At 43.6% G+C, this 22,606-nt stretch carries 25 protein-coding genes; 2 read left to right on the forward strand and 23 right to left on the reverse strand.

The features are described 5' to 3' along the window. Window positions 1-16 precede the first annotated feature (16 nt). Window positions 17-916, reverse strand: a complete 900-nt coding sequence (locus tag KGMB01110_RS00515; protein WP_117602179.1) for a M23 family metallopeptidase — start codon at window positions 914-916, stop codon at window positions 17-19. Further along, window positions 913-2,367, reverse strand: coding sequence for an aminoacyl-histidine dipeptidase (locus KGMB01110_RS00520; RefSeq protein ID WP_119297277.1), 1,455 nt, complete (start codon window positions 2,365-2,367; stop codon window positions 913-915). The genes KGMB01110_RS00515 and KGMB01110_RS00520 overlap by 4 nt, the downstream gene beginning before the upstream one ends. 90 nt (window positions 2,368-2,457) lie before the next feature. Here KGMB01110_RS00520 and KGMB01110_RS00525 point away from each other — a divergent pair, with 90 nt between their 5' ends. Further along, window positions 2,458-3,483, forward strand: coding sequence for a nucleoside recognition domain-containing protein (locus KGMB01110_RS00525; protein WP_119297278.1), 1,026 nt, complete (start codon window positions 2,458-2,460; stop codon window positions 3,481-3,483). Window positions 3,484-3,512: 29 nt separating this feature from the next. On the opposite strand, the gene KGMB01110_RS00530 is transcribed toward KGMB01110_RS00525, so the two are convergent. The 11 genes from KGMB01110_RS00530 to KGMB01110_RS00580 all read right to left on the reverse strand — a co-directional run bounded on the left by KGMB01110_RS00530 (window position 3,513) and on the right by KGMB01110_RS00580 (window position 12,038). Then, complete coding sequence (locus KGMB01110_RS00530) at window positions 3,513-4,085, reverse strand: ATP synthase subunit B family protein (RefSeq protein ID WP_117602176.1); 573 nt, start codon at window positions 4,083-4,085, stop codon at window positions 3,513-3,515. A 2-nt stretch (window positions 4,086-4,087) separates the two neighbouring features. Next, window positions 4,088-4,576, reverse strand: coding sequence for a pantetheine-phosphate adenylyltransferase (gene coaD / locus KGMB01110_RS00535; protein ID WP_117602175.1), 489 nt, complete (start codon window positions 4,574-4,576; stop codon window positions 4,088-4,090). Beyond that, a complete protein-coding gene (gene rsmD, locus KGMB01110_RS00540) occupies window positions 4,569-5,138 on the reverse strand; it encodes a 16S rRNA (guanine(966)-N(2))-methyltransferase RsmD (protein WP_119297279.1) in 570 nt (189 codons plus the stop codon). Before rsmD ends, coaD begins: the two co-directional genes overlap by 8 nt. Window positions 5,139-5,375: 237 nt before the next feature. Continuing rightward, window positions 5,376-5,582: an alpha/beta-type small acid-soluble spore protein gene (locus tag KGMB01110_RS00545; protein WP_117602173.1), complete on the reverse strand. Its 207-nt coding sequence runs from the start codon at window positions 5,580-5,582 to the stop codon at window positions 5,376-5,378. 165 nt (window positions 5,583-5,747) lie between these two features. Then, the gene (locus KGMB01110_RS15940; protein ID WP_119299011.1) at window positions 5,748-6,047 is read right to left on the reverse strand and encodes a CAP domain-containing protein; all 300 of its coding nucleotides are present in this window, start codon (window positions 6,045-6,047) and stop codon (window positions 5,748-5,750) included. Beyond that, on the reverse strand, window positions 6,047-6,883 hold the full coding sequence (locus KGMB01110_RS15180) for a VanW family protein (RefSeq protein WP_198411018.1): 837 nt from the start codon (window positions 6,881-6,883) through the stop codon (window positions 6,047-6,049). The genes KGMB01110_RS15940 and KGMB01110_RS15180 overlap by 1 nt, the downstream gene beginning before the upstream one ends. Before the next feature lie 8 nt (window positions 6,884-6,891). Continuing rightward, window positions 6,892-7,434, reverse strand: a complete 543-nt coding sequence (locus tag KGMB01110_RS15185; protein ID WP_117888288.1) for a YqeG family HAD IIIA-type phosphatase — start codon at window positions 7,432-7,434, stop codon at window positions 6,892-6,894. 82 nt (window positions 7,435-7,516) lie between these two features. Further along, a complete protein-coding gene (locus KGMB01110_RS00565; RefSeq protein ID WP_117602170.1) occupies window positions 7,517-7,750 on the reverse strand; it encodes an Abi family protein in 234 nt (77 codons plus the stop codon). A gap of 185 nt (window positions 7,751-7,935) precedes the next feature. Then, window positions 7,936-9,999 carry an ATP-dependent DNA helicase RecG gene (recG, locus tag KGMB01110_RS00570; RefSeq protein WP_119297281.1) on the reverse strand — a complete coding sequence of 688 codons (2,064 nt, stop codon included), beginning with the start codon at window positions 9,997-9,999 and terminating at the stop codon, window positions 7,936-7,938. A 4-nt stretch (window positions 10,000-10,003) separates the two neighbouring features. Then, complete coding sequence (locus KGMB01110_RS00575; RefSeq protein WP_119297282.1) at window positions 10,004-11,665, reverse strand: DAK2 domain-containing protein; 1,662 nt, start codon at window positions 11,663-11,665, stop codon at window positions 10,004-10,006. 13 nt (window positions 11,666-11,678) lie between these two features. Beyond that, window positions 11,679-12,038, reverse strand: a complete 360-nt coding sequence (locus tag KGMB01110_RS00580; RefSeq protein ID WP_117602167.1) for an Asp23/Gls24 family envelope stress response protein — start codon at window positions 12,036-12,038, stop codon at window positions 11,679-11,681. A gap of 213 nt (window positions 12,039-12,251) precedes the next feature. Here KGMB01110_RS00580 and rpmB point away from each other — a divergent pair, with 213 nt between their 5' ends. Then, window positions 12,252-12,437, forward strand: a complete 186-nt coding sequence (gene rpmB / locus KGMB01110_RS00585) for a 50S ribosomal protein L28 (RefSeq protein ID WP_117602166.1) — start codon at window positions 12,252-12,254, stop codon at window positions 12,435-12,437. A gap of 85 nt (window positions 12,438-12,522) precedes the next feature. On the opposite strand, the gene KGMB01110_RS14995 is transcribed toward rpmB, so the two are convergent. The 10 genes from KGMB01110_RS14995 to ruvA form a co-directional block, all read right to left on the reverse strand. Continuing rightward, window positions 12,523-12,660 carry a hypothetical protein gene (locus KGMB01110_RS14995; protein ID WP_170141668.1) on the reverse strand — a complete coding sequence of 46 codons (138 nt, stop codon included), beginning with the start codon at window positions 12,658-12,660 and terminating at the stop codon, window positions 12,523-12,525. A 161-nt stretch (window positions 12,661-12,821) separates the two neighbouring features. After that, window positions 12,822-13,205, reverse strand: coding sequence for a GerW family sporulation protein (locus KGMB01110_RS00590; protein WP_117602165.1), 384 nt, complete (start codon window positions 13,203-13,205; stop codon window positions 12,822-12,824). A gap of 88 nt (window positions 13,206-13,293) precedes the next feature. Next, on the reverse strand, window positions 13,294-14,538 hold the full coding sequence (locus tag KGMB01110_RS00595) for a hypothetical protein (protein WP_119297283.1): 1,245 nt from the start codon (window positions 14,536-14,538) through the stop codon (window positions 13,294-13,296). 3 nt (window positions 14,539-14,541) lie between these two features. Next, window positions 14,542-14,880: a hypothetical protein gene (locus KGMB01110_RS00600; protein WP_174714241.1), complete on the reverse strand. Its 339-nt coding sequence runs from the start codon at window positions 14,878-14,880 to the stop codon at window positions 14,542-14,544. Window positions 14,881-14,912: 32 nt separating this feature from the next. Beyond that, complete coding sequence (locus KGMB01110_RS00605) at window positions 14,913-16,256, reverse strand: peptidoglycan D,D-transpeptidase FtsI family protein (protein ID WP_117602569.1); 1,344 nt, start codon at window positions 16,254-16,256, stop codon at window positions 14,913-14,915. 37 nt (window positions 16,257-16,293) lie between these two features. Further along, window positions 16,294-17,730, reverse strand: a complete 1,437-nt coding sequence (locus KGMB01110_RS00610) for an FtsW/RodA/SpoVE family cell cycle protein (protein ID WP_117602162.1) — start codon at window positions 17,728-17,730, stop codon at window positions 16,294-16,296. Window positions 17,731-17,753: 23 nt separating this feature from the next. Then, window positions 17,754-20,192, reverse strand: coding sequence for a U32 family peptidase (locus KGMB01110_RS00615; protein WP_119297285.1), 2,439 nt, complete (start codon window positions 20,190-20,192; stop codon window positions 17,754-17,756). A 48-nt stretch (window positions 20,193-20,240) separates the two neighbouring features. Then, window positions 20,241-20,651 (reverse strand): cell division protein ZapA, encoded by a 411-nt coding sequence (zapA, locus tag KGMB01110_RS00620; protein ID WP_117602160.1) that lies wholly within the window; start codon window positions 20,649-20,651, stop codon window positions 20,241-20,243. A gap of 148 nt (window positions 20,652-20,799) precedes the next feature. Beyond that, window positions 20,800-21,798 (reverse strand): Holliday junction branch migration DNA helicase RuvB, encoded by a 999-nt coding sequence (ruvB, locus tag KGMB01110_RS00625; protein WP_119297286.1) that lies wholly within the window; start codon window positions 21,796-21,798, stop codon window positions 20,800-20,802. A gap of 40 nt (window positions 21,799-21,838) precedes the next feature. After that, complete coding sequence (gene ruvA, locus KGMB01110_RS00630; protein WP_119297287.1) at window positions 21,839-22,453, reverse strand: Holliday junction branch migration protein RuvA; 615 nt, start codon at window positions 22,451-22,453, stop codon at window positions 21,839-21,841. Window positions 22,454-22,606 lie beyond the last annotated feature (153 nt).

Below are 22,606 nucleotides of genomic sequence, written 5' to 3' on the forward strand. Positions count from 1 at the left end.
ATTTGCAATCCTCCGCTCAGTATATCATGAATTCTTGTATTGCGCCAGTTGTTGAAAACACTTGTCTCACAGAATTCACAGATCGATCTTTCAGATAACACAACACCGGATAGGGATTGATACTGATTTCCTGCTCTCCCCGGTTCAGATAGATTCCCACGTGTAAATGTACCGGGAACTTTCCTGTGGTACCTTCCTCTCCATATCCGCTGTCGCCCATAAATCCCAGAAAATCTCCGGCTTTTACCGGATCTCCCTCTTTCAGATTCGCATAGGAATCCAGATGTGCATAATAAAAATACGCTCCTCCCGGTGCAAGGATGCCCAGACGGTATCCTCCTTTTTCCAGCCATCCTTTCTGGCTTACGATTCCGTCCGTCATGCTGACGATCGGATAGGTTCCACGCTTATTTTCCTTCGGCATTAGATCCGTTCCCTCATGTCCGCGTTTGCCACCGTACGTCCGTTCCTGCATCCAACTGTTTCCGAATGTGATCCGGTTCTCATCAGCCCCATTTCCCGAAGCCACCGGAAAATACTGAACATCATTCCAGATCTGACGGCAGGTATCCGCATAGTCCTCGTAGCCACGTTGCCTTTGCCACCAATTCATCCGTTTCTTCCATTTTTTCGTATCTGTCAGCCTTTCGGTTTCTGTGAGAATTTTTGCATCTGTCAGATAGAATGTATCTTCTCCATAATTGGTTTCCAGGAAATAGAATCCAACAGCCTCTCCCGGATCCTCAAAGTTTCCAATCTCTTCCAGAAATGTCTCAGACACCGGCTGGCTTCGAAAATCCTCTTCCAGATAGAATGTCTCGGAAATCCTTCCTTTTTTTGCTTCCTCTTCCAGTATTCTTTGATCTGTTACTGTAAAAAACACCAGACCCACCAGAAAAATCAGCATTTTTTTCATACAGTCAAAGCCTCTAAGATCTTCAGGATCAGTTTCCAGGTTCGTCCGGTAGACTCTATATCCAGACGTTCCTTTACGGAATGGATATCGTAAATCTGCGGGCCAAATGACACGCAGTCAAATTCCTCTTTCTTTCCTGCAAAAATGCCGCACTCCAATCCGGCATGGATCGTCAGAAACTGCGGATCTTTTCCATATAAAGTATGGTAGCAGTTGCGAATCGTCTTCTGTAATTCCGAATCCGGCTGATGTTCCCAGGACGGATATTCACCAGAGATCTTTGCGTGCATTCCGGGAATCAGATCTTCCCACTGCACAAACCGTTCTTTCATTTCTTCCACTTTGGATGCAAAAGAACTTCGGATCAGCGTTTCGAATAGCACAGCATCTTCTGTGGTATTTACAATTCCAAGATTGCAGGAAGTCTCCACCATCTGCTCCAGCGTCCTGCTGTATTCATAGACACCGTTTGGGCAGTTGTTCAGATAAAAGATCACCGCTTCTTTCGCACGCTGAGCGAGAACCTTTTCCTGTAAATCTTCCCGCTTCTCATGCGTCAGTTTAAGATTCGGTTCCGACGCTCCGAATTCTTTTTTCAATGTCTTCTCATATGCTATCCATTCCCCGATAATCCGGTCGGCAGATTCCGGATCAGCCAACAGTATAGCTTCACAGGTTCCGGGAATCACATTGTTCTTCTGTCCGCCTTTCAGATCAACCAGATCAAAGAGAAACTCTTTTCTTTGCAGACCATTTAAAAATCGCCCCATCAGTTTATCTGCATTTCCCGGCTGATTGATGATCTCCACACCGGAATGACCGCTCTTTAAACCGGTCAGAAAAAGTGTAAGTCCGGTTCCATGTTTCTCTTCTCTCGAGATATTCAGCGACATCTGAACCGTTGCTCCGCCGGCACATCCCACGGTAATGATTCCTTCATCTTCCGAATCAAGATTTAACATTTTTCTGCCATCCACTCTGGCAAAATCAAAACCGATTGCCCCATCCATACCGGTTTCTTCATCGGTTGTAAGGATCACATGAAGCGGTGGATGCACCAAATCGTCCGAATCCAGAATGGCCAGTGCATATGCCACAGCGATTCCGTCATCGGCTCCTAATGTGGTATCTTTTGCTTTCACAAATCCATCTTCCACATACAGCTCCAGCGGATCTTTTTCAAAATCATGGAGACTTTCCGCCGTTTTCTCGCAGACCATATCCAGGTGTCCCTGAATCATGACCGGCTCACAATTCTCACATCCCCTGGAACCCGGCTTTTTGATCCATACATTTTTCCACGGATCCTGTTCCACCCAGAGATTCCTTTGCTTTGCGAATTCCACACAATAGTTACTGATTTCCGTTACATTACCGGAACCTCTTGGAATCCGGCTGATTTCCTCGAAATAATAAAACACCTTTTCCGGATAACATGCTTCTAATTTCATTTTTACACTTCGCCTGCTTTCTTCATTAATATTTACAAAGTTATCGCATAAAATATGATGATATCATATCAAGATTTCCGGAGGATCTCCATGAAATCCGTTCTTTCTTCCCTTTTCACCCTTTTTTGCTTTTTCCTGATCCTTCTGTGCCCCCGGGAAGCATTTGAAGGCGCAAGATCCGGACTTTTCCTGTGGTTTGAGACCTTACTTCCGACTCTGTTTCCATTTATGGTGCTCACAAATCTTCTGATTCATACACAGGCACTTTCTTATATCACTCAGGTACTGAAACCGATCCTCTGTCCGATCTTTCATGTCTCTGAAAACGGAAGCTTTGCCATCCTCTGCGGATTTCTCTGTGGATATCCGATGGGAGCCAAAGTCATTGCCTCTTTGTGTCGGGAACAGAAGCTTTCAAGTTCGGAAGGTCAGTATCTTATGTCTTTCTGTAACAATACAAGCCCCATGTTTCTTTTAAATTATGTGATTCTTTCTGCATTGCATCTTCCCGGAAAAACCGGAAACATTTTGTTGCTGTCTCTGGCATCCCCGGTATGCATAAGTTTCTTTACACGCTTTCTGGTTTTCGAATCGGAGACACATCGTTTCCGATTCCACAGACCACACCCTCTGTTTCCGGCAAAATTCCCATCCGTTCTTGGTAGAAAATCTGTCACCTGTTCCAACGGCCCCGGCATGAAATCCATCTCCCGTTCTGCTTCACAATTTGCTTCTGCAGCCCCGAACCTCTCGTTCCTGAAACTTCTGGAAGAAAGCCTCGCCGATGCAGCCGCAGCGATCCTGCAGGTTGGAGGATATGTGATCCTGTTCTCCGTACTTTTAAAACTTGGCATCAGGTTTCGAATCGACCGGACGCTTCCCGGATTGATGGCGCTTTCCACTCTGGAAATCACAACCGGGATTCAGTTACTGACACAAACTCCTGGTTTCTGCCGTATTCCCTGTATTCTGTTCCTTACAGGATTCGGCGGCGTCTGCGCATTGTTCCAGAGTGCTGCAATGATCCGGGATTCCGGCCTGTCCTTCTTTCCTTATATAATAGAAAAGCTGGCTACCGGGTTGGTAACCAGCCTGTTAACATTCCTGTTTTTATAGAGAACGCGACGCTTTCTGTATAAAAGCCCTTAATTCTCCTCTACATACTCATCGGATCCATCCGGAATATCCAATTCTGCCCGGTTGGATCTGACCACATCGTAACACTCTTTCAGAGAATTTACCAGACCGTCATACTTGGTGGTATAGCTGTCCAGCGTATGTCCGATAATACTTTCTGCATTGGCAAGAAGATCATCTGTATACTGTACTGCTCCGATTCGGATCGCATTGGCATCACGGGTCGCATTGTCTACGATCTCCTGTGCCTGTGCAGTCGCCTGTGTCACGATCTCATTGGCCTGCGCATATGCCTGCTGCATAATCTCGTGCTCGCTGACCAGTTCTGTGGTCTGAACCTGAGCCTCTTCCAACATCGCATCCGCCTTTGCCTGTGCATCAGCCAGTATCGCATCCCGATTACTGATAATCTTCTGATAACGTTTGATCTCATCCGGAGTCTTCATGCGAAGTTCCCGAAGTAATTCATCCAGATGTTCTTTATTTACAATAATCTTCGTCGTCGACAACGGCTGAAACTTACAGTCTCTGTCAATATATTCTTCGATTTCATCAATAATCTGTTCAATACGGCTGCTCATTGTTACACTCTCCTTTTATTCATCTTCTGCTCAAGTGCAGCAGCTACAGCTTCCGGCACAAACTGTGAAATATCTCCCCCAAAAGCCGCAACTTCTTTTACCGTAGTCGAGCTGAGATAGGAATATTCGATACTCGTCGTAAGGAACATCGTCTCAACTTCCGGTTCAAGCTTGTGATTTGTCTGAGACATCTGAAGCTCATACTCAAAATCCGTAATCGCCCGAAGTCCGCGTACCACAAAATCTGCCTCTACCTGTTTTGCAAAATCAATTAATAAGCCCTCGAATGGTACAACCTTCACATTTGAGAACTCATCCGTCACTTCTTTTAACATTTTAACACGTTCTTCTACAGAAAACAACGGCATTTTTGCATTATTATTAAGCACTCCGACTACCAGTTCGTCTGCAATTCTTGCGGATCTTCTGATAATATCGAGATGCCCGTATGTAACCGGGTCAAAACTGCCCGGATAAACTGCTCTAAGCATTTTTCGTCCTTTCCGCGCGTTCCAGGAACACGTGCATGTTCGTTTTATATTCTTTTTTCTTGATCAAATGATACCCGAGATCTTCCAGATAAGAAAAATCAGTAGACAGCGATGCCTCCACGATCAGCAGAGTCTCTTCATCTATCAGGCTGGAGTCCTTCAAAGCTTCCAAAACTCTCTTCTCCAACTGTCTGTCGTAAGGCGGATCCATGAACACATAGTCAAAATATCTCTGCCCCTCCATGCGTCTCAGTGCGGCAAACACATCACATTGCAGAATCTCTGCCCTCTCGTCCAGTCTGGTAAATTCCAGGTTCTCTTTGATGCAGGCAGCCGCTTTCTTGTTTTCCTCTACAAATACGGCATTCTTTGCACCTCTGCTCAGTGCTTCAATCCCGATTGCCCCGCTTCCTGCAAAAAGATCCAGAAAGGATATGTCCGCCAGTCCATGAGCGATCATATTAAACAGCGTCTCTTTGATCCGGTCTGTCGTCGGTCTTGTCCCCATACCCTCTACCGTCTTCAGCCGTAATCTCTTCGCGCTTCCTGCGATCACTCTCATATAGTTCCTCCTAACCGTCCATTTTTCGATTGTCTCTTATTCTCGAAAACTCATTGCGTACATTATAATAATTTGTCTGATTATTGTCAATATTTGTATGTTAAAAGAAACAGCAAAGAAATCGGGAAGGGACTTCCACTCAAGCAAATACAACAAAAGAGATCAACAGAACAGATCAAATCCAATTCCGTCAATCTCTTTTCTTACTTTTTACACTTCAATTTTATGCAGGAAGACCTATTTACCAGCCATCTGCTTTTCCTGCTGTTCAATCATTTTCTTTACCATATAGCCTCCGACAGATCCGTTCTGTTTGGAAGTCAGATCTCCGTTGTAACCATCGGTAAGCGGAACTCCCAGCTCGTTCGCAACTTCGTATTTGAATTTGTCCAATGCGCCTTTTGCTTCCGGTACAGCTGTTCTGTTAGATGAACGATTTGTCATTTTTATTTCCTCCTTCATATGAGTTCTTTTTGTAACGTTTAGGATTGTTACGCTCATAGTATATGGAGAGAATTTGTTTTTACACTAGAAGTTCCTGCAAAAACTGACAAATTTATACAGAGAATATAATGCCACTTGTAAGATTTAAATTAGAACTTTTCTTCATTAATATTCTGTTGCAGAAAACATTTGTGAGAAATGATATACATAACCATTATCTACTTTTTTACAAAATACTCCAATTCCAATAGAAGAATAATTATTACTTAAGATATTTTGATTATGTCCAGGTGATGCAAACCAATCATTACAAACTTGTTCTGCACTTTTTTGTCCTCGTGCTAGATTCTCACCAGATACATATCTCCAAGAAGAAAGTGCCCATTCTCCATTTGGTCTAGTATGTGAATATGTATTTGTAATTTCATAGGCTCTAATATTTTCTTCATCAAATAGTCCATCTATTAATCATTGATAATCAGTTCTCCCGGAATCAAACTGTAATCATACATAACTTCTGAGTGATTATCCAACACCAGATTTCTATAAAGGACTTTTCCTGTTTTTTTATCCACAGTTTCTTTATAGATCTGAGATATTCGGTAATATTTCTCTCCTTCTTTTTGAAAATGATGGTTTTCCTCAACGATTCGATAAGAATATTGAAAAGGGTGCATACTTCGAAGTTCCGCATACAAATTACCATCGGCACACCAGACAAGTAATTGAACCGGCTGCTCCGTATTATTTTTAAAACGATAATCTATGTAATTATAATTTACAGAAGTCCCAGAACTAAAAGGTACTCTTTCTCCTTCATCTGGTGCCAATGCATCGGAATGACTATGAAATTCCGTCACTGTAAGCGGACTGTGAAGCACCAAAAAGTGAATGGTATTGCTGAGATTACACAATCCACCTCCTATCCCTGGTTTAATCCTGTTTTTCTCGATAACACGGCCCTCTTTGTACCCTTTACGTTTTGTTGTGCTCCCGATTAGTTTCCAAAATGAAAACATTTCTCCCGGATAAATAATCAATCCATTAAGTTTCTTGCACGCAAGTCCGATATTTACCGCTTTATTTTGCTGGAGATTTTGATCGATTCCTTTTCCCTTTTTAATTAAATGCGAGTGATGTTCATATACCAGATTAGGCAATTTCCTTTTTATGATTTTCATTGCAAAACATTCCCTACTTCTTAGATTTTGAAGATGTCTTTTAAAAATTTCTTTTTGAACAGAAATTGCATAACAAGCAGGATTTATCTCGCAAAAAAGCTTTTCTTTCTTCCATAACATAATTCTAATTATTCCTCTGTTTTCTCTATATAAATATTTCCTATTCTGTTTGTGTGGCGTGAGCTACCTTTGTATAATAGAAGCACCAACTTTTCTAACCAACGCTTTTTTCCAATCCTTTTTTCATCCGAAAGCCGAATAAAATCCACCAAAATGTTAGAAATCCCCGCACAATTTGCTCCATAAATATCTGTGAACACTTGATCTCCAATGCAAACAACCTGTTCGGTGCTGACTCCAAGAATCGTCAAAGCCTTCTGATATCCCTGAATGTCAGGCTTATTCGCATCCGAAATGTATGGGCTATCTATATTTTTGAGAAAACATAAAATCCTCTCTTCTGTATTATCTGACAATATGATGGTTTTCAGACCGATTCCATGTATTGTATGAAAAAGCGCGTCTATTTCTGGTGTTGAATCATCCCCGTGATGAACCAATGTATTGTCCAGATCAAATATAATTCCACGATATCCTTTTTGATATAGCTTTTGATAATCAATATTGAATACACTTGGCACATGTATGTCTGGATAGTAATTACGAAACATTTTCCCTCCATGTAATCTGATACTAAATACAATATCAGAGTTTATTTTCTAAATTGCTTTACACTTTTTCAAAACCAAAATGTTATCTAAGAGAACAATTGGGAAAAGTAATACGCATAACCCATATAGGAAATTTCCCATCATATGTATCATTATGATGTTTTGCAAAAACTTCTTTATCTCCATATTTCCGAATGGCCTCTTTATAATCCATCTCAAATTTGTGAAATCTATCTGCGTTTTCAAAAGATTCTTCATCATAATACCCCAATGGCCCAAATGTTTTTGCATGATAATAACCAATATACGTACGCATAGAAACCTTTGGTTTCTAATATTTCTATCTGTTCTTCAATTGATTTAAAAGGCTTTACATTTTGTATCATAAAAATTCTCCAGAAAACAAAAGTCCCACCGTGTTACGCATGTAGCAAGCTACCTAGGCTCAGTGGGATCTATTACTTATAATATACCCTGTACAAGATGATCTGTCAACAAAATTTACAACGTCTTCTCTATTTCACATTCCCGGATATAGTTTTGCACCCGCTCAAACAGTGCTTTCTCTTCCGCCTCTCCGTTTTCCTCTCTTTTCAGGATCTCGCTTGCCGCCTGACTGGCCTGTTTTAACAGTTCTGCGTCCTGGTAAACATCTCCCAATTTAAAATCCATCAGACCGCTCTGACGGATTCCGAAGACATCCCCGGGTCCGCGCATTTTCAGGTCTTCCCCTGCAATATAGAATCCATCATTGGAGGATTCCAGAATTTTCAGCCTTTTTTTCGTCTCTTTGGATTTGGAGCCACTCATGAAAATACAGTAGGACTGATGTTTTCCTCTTCCCACTCGTCCACGCAACTGGTGAAGCTGAGCCAGACCGAACCGTTCTGCATTCTCGATCATCATCACCGTAGAATTCGGCACATCGATTCCGACCTCAATGACCGTAGTCGATACCAGCACATCGATCTCATGAGCCGCAAATTTCTCCATAATCTCTTCTTTTTGCGCCGGTTTCATTTTCCCGTGAAGATATTCGACCCGGATTCCGGAGGCCAGCTCTTCTTTCAGCTTTTTGGCGTAATCGGTTACATTTTCAGCTTCCAGCCCTTCACTTTCTTCTACCATCGGACAGATTACATAGCACTGCCGTCCCTCAGCGATCTGTTTTTCCATAAACCGGTAAGCAGTCTGCCGATAACTTGTATCTACCACACAGTTTTTGATGGGTTTTCGGTTGGATGGCAACTCGTCAATCACTGAAATATCGAGATCTCCATACAAAATCAACGCCAACGTTCTGGGAATGGGGGTCGCACTCATCACCAGAATATGAGGTGACTTGCCTTTGGAAGCAAAACACTCCCTCTGTCGGACTCCGAATCGATGCTGTTCATCTGTGATAACCAGCGCCAGATCCGCATATTCCACCTTTTCCTGAATCAGTGCATGGGTTCCGATCACCAGGTTCGCCTCACCGGTACAGATTGCTTCATAGGCGATTCGTTTTTCTTTCGCCGTCATGGATCCAGTCAGCAATATTGGGGAAATACTGTCTCCCAGTCCATATTTTTCTACCATTTCCGTCACCGATTCATAATGCTGTCTTGCCAGAACCTCCGTGGGTGCCATCATAGCTCCCTGGTATCCGTTCAGACAGGCGGTAAACAGAGACAATAACGCCACGATTGTTTTTCCGGAACCTACATCTCCCTGTACCAGTCGGGACATCACCGTATGTTTCTGAAAATCCTCCTGAATCTGAACCCAAACTTTTTTCTGAGCGTTGGTCAGATCATAGGGTAATGCTTCTTCAAATCGGTGCACTGCCTCCGGGACTTCCATCCGGTACTGATTATTTGCCCGTTCTTTCTGATCTTTCATTTTACGAAGTGCCAGCGTAAAGATCAGAAATTCCTCAAACACCAGTCTCTTTCTTGCCAGAAAGAACTCTTCCCGGTCTTTTGGAAAATGGATTCCGCGGATCGCAGCGCCATAGTCTTCCAGTCCGAATTCTGTTTTCAGTTCTTTTGACAGAATATCCTGCGCAAGCGGCAAATCCTCCAGTGCCTGATGCATGGTTTTGGTCATCAGATTATTGGTCAGTCCTGCTGTCAGCGGATACACCGGTTGCAGGGTATTTAACTTCTTCTGATAAGATTCTGCCGGAACAAACAATTCAGGATGCTCCATCACCAGTTGATTCTGTTTTCGGATAATTTTCCCGCGCACTGTAATTCTCCCGCCGGATTTTAAGGTGTTACGAAGGAAAGTCATCCGATACCAGACGATCCGAAGGGTTCCTGTCAAATCTTTAAGATAGGCGGTCGTCACCTGCATTCTGGGACTCCCGCCTACCTGTACTTTTCCGTATAATAGTCCGGTTACTGCCGCAGTCATGCCTTCTTCCAGTTCTGACACCGCAACCGGCTCTTCATAAATATCGTAACCTCTCGGAAAATACCGGATCAGATCTCCAACGGTACGGATATTCAGTTTCTGAAACATCCGCTCCGTCTTCTCTCCGATTCCTTTGATTTCCCGGATTCCGGTATATTCATTCATAAAATTACTCCACAGACATTACATAATAATAGATCGGCTGTCCGCCCAAATGCAAGTCAATGTCGATCTCCGGATAGAGAGCTTCTACCTCTTCTGCCAGTTTGGAAGCATCCTCTTCCTGAACGTCTTCTCCATAATACAGGCTGATCAGGCTTGTGTCTTCATCCACCAGCGTCTGCAGCATCTCCAGGGATACTTTTTCTACAGATTCTCCGACTGCAACAATTCCCTGATCTGCGATTCCCATGATATCGCCTTCATGGATCTCCTTGTCATCGATGTGGGTATCTCTTACCGCATAGGTCACCTGTCCGGTCTTTACATTCTGGATCTCTTCACACATCATCTCTTCGTTTGCCTTCGCATCCTGATCCGGCATAAAGTTAATGATCGCAGTCACGCCCTGAGGAACTGTCTTGGTCGGGATCACGATAATCTCCTTATCCTCGGTCAGATCCTTTGCCTGATTTGCTGCAAGGATAATGTTTTTATTATTTGGCAAAATAAAAATGGTATCAGCCGCAACCTGATCGATTGCCTGAAGCATATCATCGGTACTCGGATTCATGGTCTGTCCGCCTTCGATAATATAATCGGCACCCAGTTCACGGAAGATCTCGTTCATTCCCTCTCCGATTGAGACAGTAATGAATCCCATCGGTTTGCGTTCTTCCTGTTTCTTTGCCTCTGCCTGCTGTGCAGCCAGTTTCTCCGCATCCTTGATCAGCTTCTCCTGATGCTCTTCTCTCATGTTATCGATCTTCATTCTGGAAAGCTGTCCGTAAGTCAACGCTTTCTGGATTGCAAGACCCGGATCGTTGGTGTGTACATGGATCTTTACAATATCATCATCTGCCACGCATACGATAGAATCTCCGATGGATTCCAGATAAGCTTTGAATTTCTGCTCATCCTGCTCGTCAAATTTCTTGTCCAGCATGATGATAAATTCTGTACAATATCCGAATTTGATATCAGCCTGCGCCTGCTCGCCGACTCTTGTCATCTTGGTTCCGGCACTTGCTGCAATCGCACTGTAATCGACTTCTTTGCCCTGGTAAGCATCATAAGCACCACGCAGAACTTCCATCAGACCCTGTCCGCCTGAGTCCACAACTCCTGCTTCTTTTAAAACCGGAAGCATCTCCGGGGTCTGCTCCAGAACAGCCTGTCCGTGCTTTAAAACTTCCGGAATAAATACATCCAGATCTTCGGTCGTCTCAGCCAGTTCTTCGGCTTTTTCTGCCATGCCTCTTGCCACGGTCAGGATCGTTCCCTCTTTTGGCTTCATAACCGCCTTATAAGCGGTCTCCTTTGCGCGAACCGTAGCCTTTGCAAGCGTTGCCACATCAATCTCATCAAAGTCACGGATTCCCTTTGTAAATCCACGCAAGAGCTGAGAAAGGATAACTCCGGAGTTACCTCTCGCGCCACGTAAGGATCCGGAAGAAATAGCTTTTGCCAGAGTCTTCATATCTGTCTGCTCTAACGCACTGACTTCCTTTGCCGCAGACATGATAGTCAACGTCATATTGGTTCCTGTATCCCCGTCCGGTACCGGAAATACATTCAGTTCATTAATCATTTCTTTGTTCGCATCAAGATTTGCTGCGCCTGCAAGAAACATCTTTTTCAACATTTCTGCATTTATCGTATTTGTTGCCACAACTGGTTCCTCCTTAATCAATGACTCTTACGCCTTCCACGTAAATGTTGATCTTCTCAACTTTCATGCCTGTAAATTCTTCCACTTTATATTTTACATTACTCATAAGATTATCCGTTACAGACAAAATGTTTACGCCGTAAGACACGATCACATGGAAATCCAGTTTGATCGTATTTTCTTCTGTAACCTCCACCTGAATTCCGTGAGTCAGGCGTTCCTTTTTCAACAGATGGACCAGACCATCCTTCATATTAACGGCAGCCATTCCAACAATACCAAAACACTCTACAGCCATAGAGCCGGCATATTTTGCAATCACTTCCGGATGGATCGTAATAATTCCCATATCTGTGCTCATACAACCCTTCATCATATATTCCTCCAATCTTTTCTATGGATTAATCGCAGATTAACAAGTGTATTATAACCTCTTTTCCTATATTTGACAAGGACAGCACATCATTTTTAGCAATGCAATGAAATTATTTCGTCAGAAACACTTGCAAACTGTATAACTTTCTGATAGAATATCAGTGTTGTGAGCCTATAAGTAGGCTATTTCAGATTGTTAGGAGGTGCAGTGATGGCTAAATGTGCTATTTGCGAAAAGAGTGTTCACTTCGGCAATAACGTGAGCCACTCTCATAGAAAATCACCAAAAATGTGGAGATCTAACGTAAAGTCCGTACGTGTTAAAACAGAAGGCGGATCCAAAAAGATGTATGTATGTACTTCTTGCCTGAAGTCCGGACGTGTAGAACGTGCATAATCAGAGACTGACATAAAAAAATCCGAAATCTTATGGTTTCGGATTTTTTTAATGCTCAAATGTGGATTATAGGATAAATCATTCTCTAACAGCAAAACAGATGATATCCCAGAAAAAGAAATAACAGGATCAGAAAAATCTCCAGCGCGACATAAGGCAGGATCAGTACAAGAATCATGCCAAACGCTATACAGAACAATGCAAATCCTATTACTCTTTTCATCGATCACATCCGCCTTTCCTATGCTATACAGCTTTCATCGCAATTCCTGCTCACTTATTTCTCCTGCTTTTATCATATGAAAAGAGTTAATCAAATGTGAAGGATTTTCATTTCTTTTCCGTTTTATTCTTCCTGTGAGAAATCAACGTCACTTTCTCTTCTTATTCTTTATCCAGAAGATCCATCACATCTTCTTCTGTTACATTCTCTTCCTTTTTATCTGTAAAACGATTCACCAGTTCCGGAACCATATCCAGGATCTTTGTCATGGTGTCCTGATTTTTGATATTGACCAGACGGGTCATGCCATCCCGTATTACCAGAACTGCACTTGGAGTCATCTTTCCTCCGATACCGCCGGCACCCTTGTCTTTCTTATCTCCGGAAAAAGAACCGGCACCGATTGCAAAGGAAACGTCCACCAACGGAAGAATGATCGTATCATCAATATGGATTGCTTCTCCGATCACTGTTTTGGATGAAACAACTCCATCCATCCCTTTAAATAATGCTTCAACTGTTGTTTTAAAATTATTCTCTGCCATTTTTTATCCTCCAGCTCTTTTTTATCGGTCCATTCAGGAATACCGCCACTGATCTCATTTTATTGCTCATTGTTTATTGTGATGGGAGTTATCTCGCATCTAATATATTTTTTACATCCCTATAAGTTCTTCTGACACTCTTATTTAAAAGTAAGCCAAGCCCCGATCTCACAAAATAACTGACTCTTATCTTGCCTTTGACAGAAGCTCTTCCCACGATACACGTCTGTTCAAATTCCGGACAGATCTCAAACGCTTCTCCGTACCATGGATACAGAACAGATAATGCTGCCAACACCTTTCCGGTATAATAAGGATCCTCAAATCCATATCTGACTCTTCCATTTAGTCTGCCCGGTTTTAAGGAAATCAACAGTTTTTTCAGACTCTTCAGTGCCTTGGAAAATGCCCGTTTGTGATCCTCATTTATCAGAAATGCTTCTGCCCACTCTTTCCGATCAGATATTTGCTCTATTGTATCACAGATTTTACGGAATGTATATTTGATCTTCTTCCAGATTCCGGAAATCCGTTTCCAAATTTGTTTTCCTTTTTCTGTTTTTTCCGAAGTCTTTTTATCTGAAGATTTTTCTTTCTTATCCTTCCTGTTCTTTTTCTCTGGCTTCCTTTTCTTCTCTGCTAAACGTGAGTCTTTCTCTTTTTTCGTCGATTTTCTGTCTTCTTCAACCCCGGTGTCCGAAATTCGTTTTACCAGTTTCGAACGCTTTACCGATTCAGCCTGTGTCTTCGATTCCGTTTCGGATTCTGAAGTTTTCGCGGTTTCAGACTCTGCGATTTTCTCCGTTTCAGTTTCTTTGTTATTTCTGTCACTTATGCTTTCCGCATCTTTCGGCTGCGCAGAATTTTCCATTATCGTTCGTTCTTCTGTCTGCTCGGAATCAGTCTGCTCTTCCAGGTCTTCTGACACGTTTTCCGTATCAGACAGCACGGATTTTTCTGACACATCCCGCGTTTCTTCCAATTCTGCAAGCATTTCCAGATCCGTCTTTTCCGGATTCTCCACTTCTACAGTCTCATTCTTTACCGACTTATCATCTACAGTACTGTTTCCGAGTTTCTTCCATAAGATCCTCAGCTCATAGTGCAGCTTTCCGTTCTTGTATTGGAATCTCCCCCGAATCAGACGAAAGAACCAGGTCACCGTACCCCTGGCTCTGATGGACGAAACGGAATTCTTCACTCCCACTTCTCCCTCGTAACGAACCGGCACAAACAAGACGGTCAACACGGCTAAAAGCAGAATACCCAGAATGACCAGGAGCAGTATTCCAATGATTTTTAATAATGTAAAAAGAATATGTAGTATCATCATAAACTATCGCTTTCCCGCTTTATAAGCGTCCTGCTCCTGTGTGATATATTCCCTTATCTTCGCATCTTTCGTTTTCTGATACACATCATCCGTAATCCCTTCTATCAGCTCCAGCGCTTCCTCATAGCCGGAAGCCACGCCTACCACAAAGAGATCCTCCGGATGAAAGATCTTCTGCTGCAGCAAAAGTGTGGAGAAAAATTCCAGTTCATTTTGTCTGCCCTGAGCCAGAGTGATCAGATAGATCCCCGGTTGAATCTTATTCTGTTTTAATTTCCGTATGATCTTCGCCTTTTTATTGACCAGCGATTCACTGAAATAGGTCTGATAATAAAATTCCATCTGTATTCTCCGTTCAGGACTTTTCTCGATTCTTATTGATAATAATATGCATCCAGTACCTGCTTGGCGATCGGAACCGCTCTGGCTCCGGCGTTTCCGTCATATCCTTCCACGATCACGCTGATCACCAGTTCCGGATTGTCCACATTGGTAAATCCCATAAACCAGGAATGGCTCTTTTCCTTGTCACTGCTGTATTCGGCAGTTCCGGTCTTTCCTGCTACAGAGTAGGATTCTCCGCTTAACATGGTCGCCGTTCCTTCATCTACCACTGCCTTCATATATTCTTTCAACTGAGCTGCCTCACTGGAATCCATCAGTTTTCCGTAAGAAGACGGTTTGTGTTTGGAAACCTGCGTTCCCGTATAATTCGTAATGCTGTCCACAAGATACGGTTCCATCAGAGTTCCGCCATTTGCCACTGCCGCCGTAATCAAAGCCATATGATATGGACTGACCTGGGTTTCTCCCTGCCCCATAGCTGTCATCATCATATCCGCACTGGAAGAATTCTTATCGATTTTAAATTTACTCTTGGAATACGGAAGTACAGACGGAAGTGCTTTATTAAACAACAACTCCTCGGCTGTTTTTCTATATGCACTCTTGTCCAATGACAAGCCGATATTCGCAAAGGAAGAATTACAGGAATAGGCCATAGACAATCTGAGATCTACCGTACCATGGGCCGTACTGTCAAAGCAGTGGATCGTGGTTCCGTCTGCCGTAATCTCTCCGTTACAGTCATAGCTGTAATTTGCATAGGCACTGTTTTCTCTCATGTATTCCAGTGCTGTTACAACCTTAAACGTCGATCCGGGCGCATAAGCTCCCTGTGTCGCACGGTTTAAAAGCGGACTGGAACTGTCGTCAGCATTTAATGCTTCCCAGTTTTCCGACACGGTATTCGGATCAAACGCAGGCTTTGATACCATCGCAAGGATCTTTCCGGTACTGGCTTCCATCACCACAACCGCACCCTTGTTGTCTCCCAGCGCACTGTAGGCTGTCTGCTGAAGATTGGCGTCCAGCGTTGTGATCACGGTATCACCCATATTTTTCTGATCCTTAAACTCATTGGCCAGTTTTTCCAGGAAAAATGCATTGGAAGTCAGCAGTTCAAAGTTCTCCACAGACTCCAGACCACTCTTTCCTTTTGCCGTATATCCTACCACGTGTGCAAAAATCTCTCCATAGGGATAGACTCTCGTCTCTGTTCCGTCATCATTTACTTGCGTCTGTGCCAGAACTTCTCCATTTTTATCCAGAATACTTCCGCGGATCACCCGGTCCGCATAAGAATCCAGTCTCGGATTATAGGCACTGTTGACAATGTCTTTACTCCTTACCACGTAAAAATAGACGATATAAGCCATCATCGCCAGAAACAGGAACACAAACAGATACGTCACTCTAGCGAATTCTTTGTTGCTCGACTTCCTCGAATTTCGTTCTCTTTTTCTTTGGCGCCTGGGCAGGTCTTTTTCTCTTCTTCTTCGGATTTCTTGTTTCTCTTCGTAACTCATTTTTCTTTCTTTCAATGATTTCTTCCTCATCTTCTCTTAAAATATACAATCCCTGGATGATTCCAAACATAATCAGTGTACTGAGCAGCGAGCTGCCTCCGTAACTTACCAGAGGCAGAGTCACACCCGTAGACGGAATAAATTTTGTCACGCCGCCAATGGTCAGAAATACCTGGAAAATATAACAGGTTCCAAGTCCCAGCGCCACCAGCTTATAAAAAACATTGCGAAGCTGCATGGCAATATTTAGGAACATCACATAGCAGCTTACACAGATCAGAATCAGACAAAGTGCAAAAATCAATCCCAGTTCTTCCGAAATCGCCGAAAAGATAAAATCAGATTCTGCCACCGGGATCTTATCCGGCATTCCCTGATAGAGTCCCATTCCGAACCATCCGCCGGTTCCGATTGCAAACAGAGACTGCGCCACCTGATATCCGCCGTCTGCATACGTTGCAAACGGATCCTTCCATGCTTCCACACGGGTTCTGACATGTCCAAACAAATGATAAGCAAGGACAGATGCCACGCTTCCGCCTCCTAATCCTGCCAACACATACAAAGGCTGTCTGGTTGCCACATAAAGCATCACCAGATACACCACAAACATAATCAATGCCGCACCAAGGTCGGTCGATGCCACCAGGATCAGTACATGCAATGCCGCAACAATCGTAGTCTTTACTACATTTTTAAAATCCGTGGAAATCCTGAGACTGGATGCCACATAAAATACAAACAGAATCTTCACGAACTCTGAGGGCTGGATGCTGATCCCGCCAATGGAAAATCCCAGCTTGGCTCCGTAGGAAGTCTGTCCCAAAACCGCAACAAACAACAGTGCTGCAATGCCGACTCCCGCATAGAAATTCGTCCATTTGGAAAGGAATTTCAAACGTCTTATGATCACCGGAACCACCAGACTGACCGTCACAGATACCGCAACAAATACAAACTGTTTCACTGCTGTCGCATAATCCAGCCGCGTAATCATAATAAATCCCACGCAGATCAACATACACATGTTATTGACCACAAGCCTGGATGACCTGGGGTAAATATTGATGTACAGAAGAATGATCGCAATCAGCAGCACGACCTGTGCCAGATAGAAAAACACCAGCTCCAGTTCCTTCGTCTGCAAAAACATAACCAGATACGCAATCAACTGAATCGTAAACATCAGCCGGTTCTGTCTGCCTAAAATTTTCTTTTTCCGTACCAGATCATGCTGAGCGAATACGGAAAAACATGAAAATGTATATGCCGCAATCAGTATGATCATCAGATACTTCGATAACTCAACAATAATATTAACCAAAACTCCACCTACTTCGTTCTTCTTTACTTAATCCCCCTGCGGAAATGTCCCTTCGTATAATTCAAATTCTCCGGCCATACCGGATCTTGCGCGTAAGCCTGTGTGTAAAGCGATAAAATCTGTTTCGTTTCCGCCTTGCTTTCGCCTGTAAAATGAAGCCGACAGGAAGAAACCTTCACTCTGCGCAAAGTATCCATTTCAGAAAACAGCACCTGCGGATCTGTATTATAGATCACATTATAACAAAAGGTACAGACTCTTCTTATCGAAAAACGATGTCCCAGTCTGTCTGCCATCTCATCTCTTCCAGACGCTTTTTTGCATCCAAAACAGGTCTTTTCCAGACACTGTGCACTTTCCATCACCGGTATATATCCATAGACCACACCCTCGCAATCCGTGAGATCAAGCCCCGAAAGTTCCTTTGCGTTCAATTCCAGAGAGGCTGTATATTCTGAAATCCCCTCTTCTTTTAAAAACTTTTTTGCTTCATGATTTAATATATATAGATTATGGTCTGCAATCACCGATTTGTCAAATCCGATTTTTCTCAGCATTCCAAGAGATTCCAGATTGCGGATCAGGACACCATCCACAGTCTCTTTCTCCGCCAGAAGCAATGATTTCAGCTTTCCATCGAGATTTCCTCTGCTGATATGAGGAAGTGCCAGAAAGATCTGAATCTTCTTTTGCTGAAATTTTCTGCAGATTTCCCGCGTTTTCTCCGGCGTTTCTTTTCCAAGGAACAATTCAAAATCCAGATAGATTCTTCGAAGACTCTGCTCCATCTCAGAACTTTCCAGTGCTGATTCCAGAAACTCCCACATCGCCTCCAGTTGTTCCAGTGTTTCTGCCAGAACGGAGGTTCGCAGGTTTCCAGCAGTGTTATCAGCTCTTTTTTCTAAATCAGAAACCGTATCCGTCATATCTTGCTGACCGACATCTGCGGAAGTTCTTCTGAACCCATTCAAGACCGCTTTTTCCAGTTCTTCGATTCCCTGCCGGCGGAGTGTATTTAACTGCTGCATCGGACAGAAGCAGTCTCCTTCCAGCTTTACATCCAGTGTTTCAAAATAAAACGGCGTATTTCCCGTTTTAGCAAGCGCCTTTGTCACCTGCTCTTCCGTAAGCGGACGATTTTCTGCCGGAGCGATTCGTTCCCCCTTAACCCGGATCACGGTTTTTGTCCCGTTTCTGCCTGTAAACCGAAGTTCCAACACTGCTTTCTCACCAGGTTTCAGAACAACACGTCCTGAGATCGGCTCCTGAAGTTTTGCATTTACATACGTCTGATTCAGACGTTGCAGCAACGCATTGCATCTGGTTCGAAAAATCCAGGCGCCTTTCTTTTCCCGCTGATTTTTCGGAAGCAGTATCGTCTGCCTTTCTCCTTTTTTCCAGTCTTTGCCAAGTGTATAATCTCCATGTCCGGACGGAAATTCCAGTACATCTCCTTTGGACAGATCTTTCAGCACAGAAATCTGCAATTCTCTTCCCTTTTGTCCCAACACTTTTGCAGCCTTCGTCCCCGCATGATTCGGTCGATTGGTACAAAGCATCTCCGGTCCATTGTGTACGAAATAATAACCGCTGTGGAATCCTCCCCGGTTGTATAGATCCATCAGTTCTTCCAGATCCGACTTCTTTACCCGGAATTTTTCTCTGCCATGCTCCAGATATAAATCCGTATATTTCCGGTACATTGCCGTAACACCTGCCACATATTCCGGCTTTTTCATCCTGCCTTCAATCTTAAAGGAATCGATGCCATGTTCGATCAGATCCGGTATTGATTCCAGCGTACAGATGTCTTTCAGACTCATCAGATATCCGTTTTTTCCTTTATAAGTATAAGGAAGCCGACAGGGCTGGGCACACTGTCCCCGGTTGCCGCTTCTTCCCCCGATCATACTGCTCATCAGGCACTGGCCGGAATAACAGTAACACAATGCACCGTGTACGAAACATTCCATTTCCATCTGCGTGGCCTTTTTTATGGTCTCAACTTCTTTTAAAGATAGTTCCCTGGCCGGAACCACACGTTCTACCCCATAATCTGCCAGCAGACTCGCCCCTTCCGGACCAGTCACCGTCATCTGCGTGCTTGCATGCAGCGCAAGTCCCGGAAAATGTTGCCGGATAAAACGAAGGACTCCATAATCCTGCACGATCACGGCATCCAGCCCTTCGTTATAATAAGGTTCCAGATAGGTATATAATTTTTCTTCCAACTCTTTTTCCTTCAAAAGGGTATTGACCGTCAGATAGATCTTTCGTCCATGTAAATGCGCCTCATCGATCACATGCAACAGTTCCTCTTCTGAAAAATTCTGTGCAAATGCCCTTGCTCCGAACAGATTTCCCGCCAGATAGACCGCGTCTGCTCCCGCAGCAATTGCCGCATGAAAACTTTCATAAGATCCTGCCGGTGCCAGGACTTCCGGAAATCCAGACTGTACCATTTATATCCTCCATTCAAAACGAAAGTGTCTCAATAAATTGAGACACTCTTATTTTCTTCGATTCTTCATTTCAGTTTCTAATTTTACGATCTGCATCTGAAGGTCGTTGTTCTCCTCTTTCATCTTAGAAAGTTCCTTCTCTGCATTCTCCAGTCTGATCTGTACCGAAATCAACTCGTGCTTCAGATCATACATGTCTTTATCTTTCAGTTCGATATCATTTTCCAGGGAATCACACTGCTTCTTCGCTTTATAATAATCATCTGCAATGTTCAATGCCAACAGGATATTGCGCGTATCTGCACTCTGTTTCCGATATCCTTCACTGTTTGAACACTCTGTTATCTTGTGGTTCAGATAGGTGGAGACTTTCTGGAGATATTCTTCTCCTTCAAATCCGCTCAGGGTATATACCTTACCGCCGATCAGAACTTCTGTAAAATGTTTTGCCGAACTCATAATATCCTCCTCACAGCTTCTTGCATTTATTATAAACTATCTGTCAGGAAAAACCAACTGTTTTTTCGCATTTTCAGTCATCTTTCAGCCATCTCTCTTGCTGTCATTTTCCGTTATGCCATCTGCAAATATCTTTTCGGTACTTCATTTATTCTTCCTTCGGAATTCCCAGATGTTCATAGGCCAGATCCGTTGCCACCCTTCCCCGGGGAGTTCTCTGAACAAATCCGCTTTTGATCAGATAAGGCTCATAGACATCCTCCAGTGTTCCTGCGTCTTCGGACAAGGTTGCCGCCAAAGATTCCAGTCCGACCGGGCCTCCCTGAAATTTGTAAATCAGTGCCTGCAAGATCTCACGATCCTGTGTATCCAGGCCCAGTTTGTCTACATCCAGAAGATCCAACGCTTCCTGTGCCACCTGTTTTGTAATCACTCCCTCATAACGCACCTGTGCAAAATCACGCACCCGTTTCAATAATCGATTGGCAAGTCTCGGCGTTCCTCTGGAGCGCTTTGCCATCTCATAAGCTCCATCCGGGTCAATTTCCACATTCAATACCTTTGCAGAACGTAAAATAATCGTACGCAATTCTTCCCAACTATAAAATTCCAAACGGTGGATCACACCAAATCGATCCCGCAATGGTGCCGTCAGCATGCCGGCTCTTGTAGTCGCACCTACCAAAGTAAAATGCGGCAAATCCAAGCGGATGGATCTGGCGCTCGCACCCTTGCCGATCATAATATCAATGCAATAATCTTCCATCGCCGGGTACAGCACCTCTTCCACTTGTCGGTTCAGGCGGTGAATCTCATCTACAAACAACACATCCCCCTCCTGGAGATTATTCAGAATCGCTGCGATTTCTCCCGGCTTTTCGATTGCAGGTCCGGATGTGATTTTCAGATTCACACCCATTTCATTTGCAATAATCCCGGCAAGTGTAGTCTTTCCAAGTCCCGGAGGGCCGTAAAATAATACATGATCCAGAGACTCCCCTCTTTCTTTCGCCGCTTCAATATATATTTTCAAAGTTTCTTTCGCCTTTTCCTGGCCAATGTAGTCCGAAAGCAACTGGGGACGCAAATGATTTTCAATCTTTACATCTTCTTCCAGATTTTCCGTTGTCAAAATTCTTCTTGCCATCTTTCTCTCAAGATCCCTTCCGCTTTATCCTGCCACAAATTTATAACATTTTCTTCAAAGCTATTTTCAGAAGTGCCTCCGCGCCCAGCTCTGTTTCCTGATTCTCCTTCACAGCCTCACGAACCGCCCGCAGACTTTCTGCGCTTCCATATCCGAGAGAAACCAGTGCTTCTACCGCCTCTGTCTGCACATCGTTTCCGACAGTTCCCGAACGCAGATCTGCTTCTTCCGGCTGACGCTCAAGAATATCTTCCATTTTCAGCTTATCTTTCAGATCCAGGATCAGGCGTTCCGCTGTTTTCTTTCCGATTCCTGGAGCTGCTGTAATCGCTTTGACATCTCCTGCCATCACAGCAAACCGCAATTCGTCCGCTGAAAGTGCGCTCAAAATTCCCAGACCTCCTTTTGGCCCGATTCCATTGACTGTGATCAGCAGACGAAACACCTCCAGTTCGTCCCCGGTTAGGAAACCAAACAACTGCATGGCGTCCTCCCGTACATTCAGATAGGTATGGATCTTAAGCTGTTCTCCGATTCCCGGCAACTGCGCCAGATCCTTTCCCGGCATATAAATTCCATATCCGATTCCACCGGCCTCTATAATCGCCTTTTCCTCTGTAACCCCTGCAAGTTCTCCCTTAATATATGAAATCATACTTTTACCTCAGTCCTTTTATTTCCGTCTCATTTCCTTCAATGTCTGCTCTTTGTTGTGCGCTGCCGATTCGATTTTTTCTGAATGTTTTCTGAATGATTTTCAGAATTTCTTCCTGCATATATATTTCAGAATTTCTTCCTGCACATGTAT

Origin of the sequence: Mediterraneibacter butyricigenes (assembly GCF_003574295.1) — a bacterium.
Classification (GTDB): Bacteria; Bacillota; Clostridia; order Lachnospirales; family Lachnospiraceae; genus Mediterraneibacter_A; species Mediterraneibacter_A butyricigenes.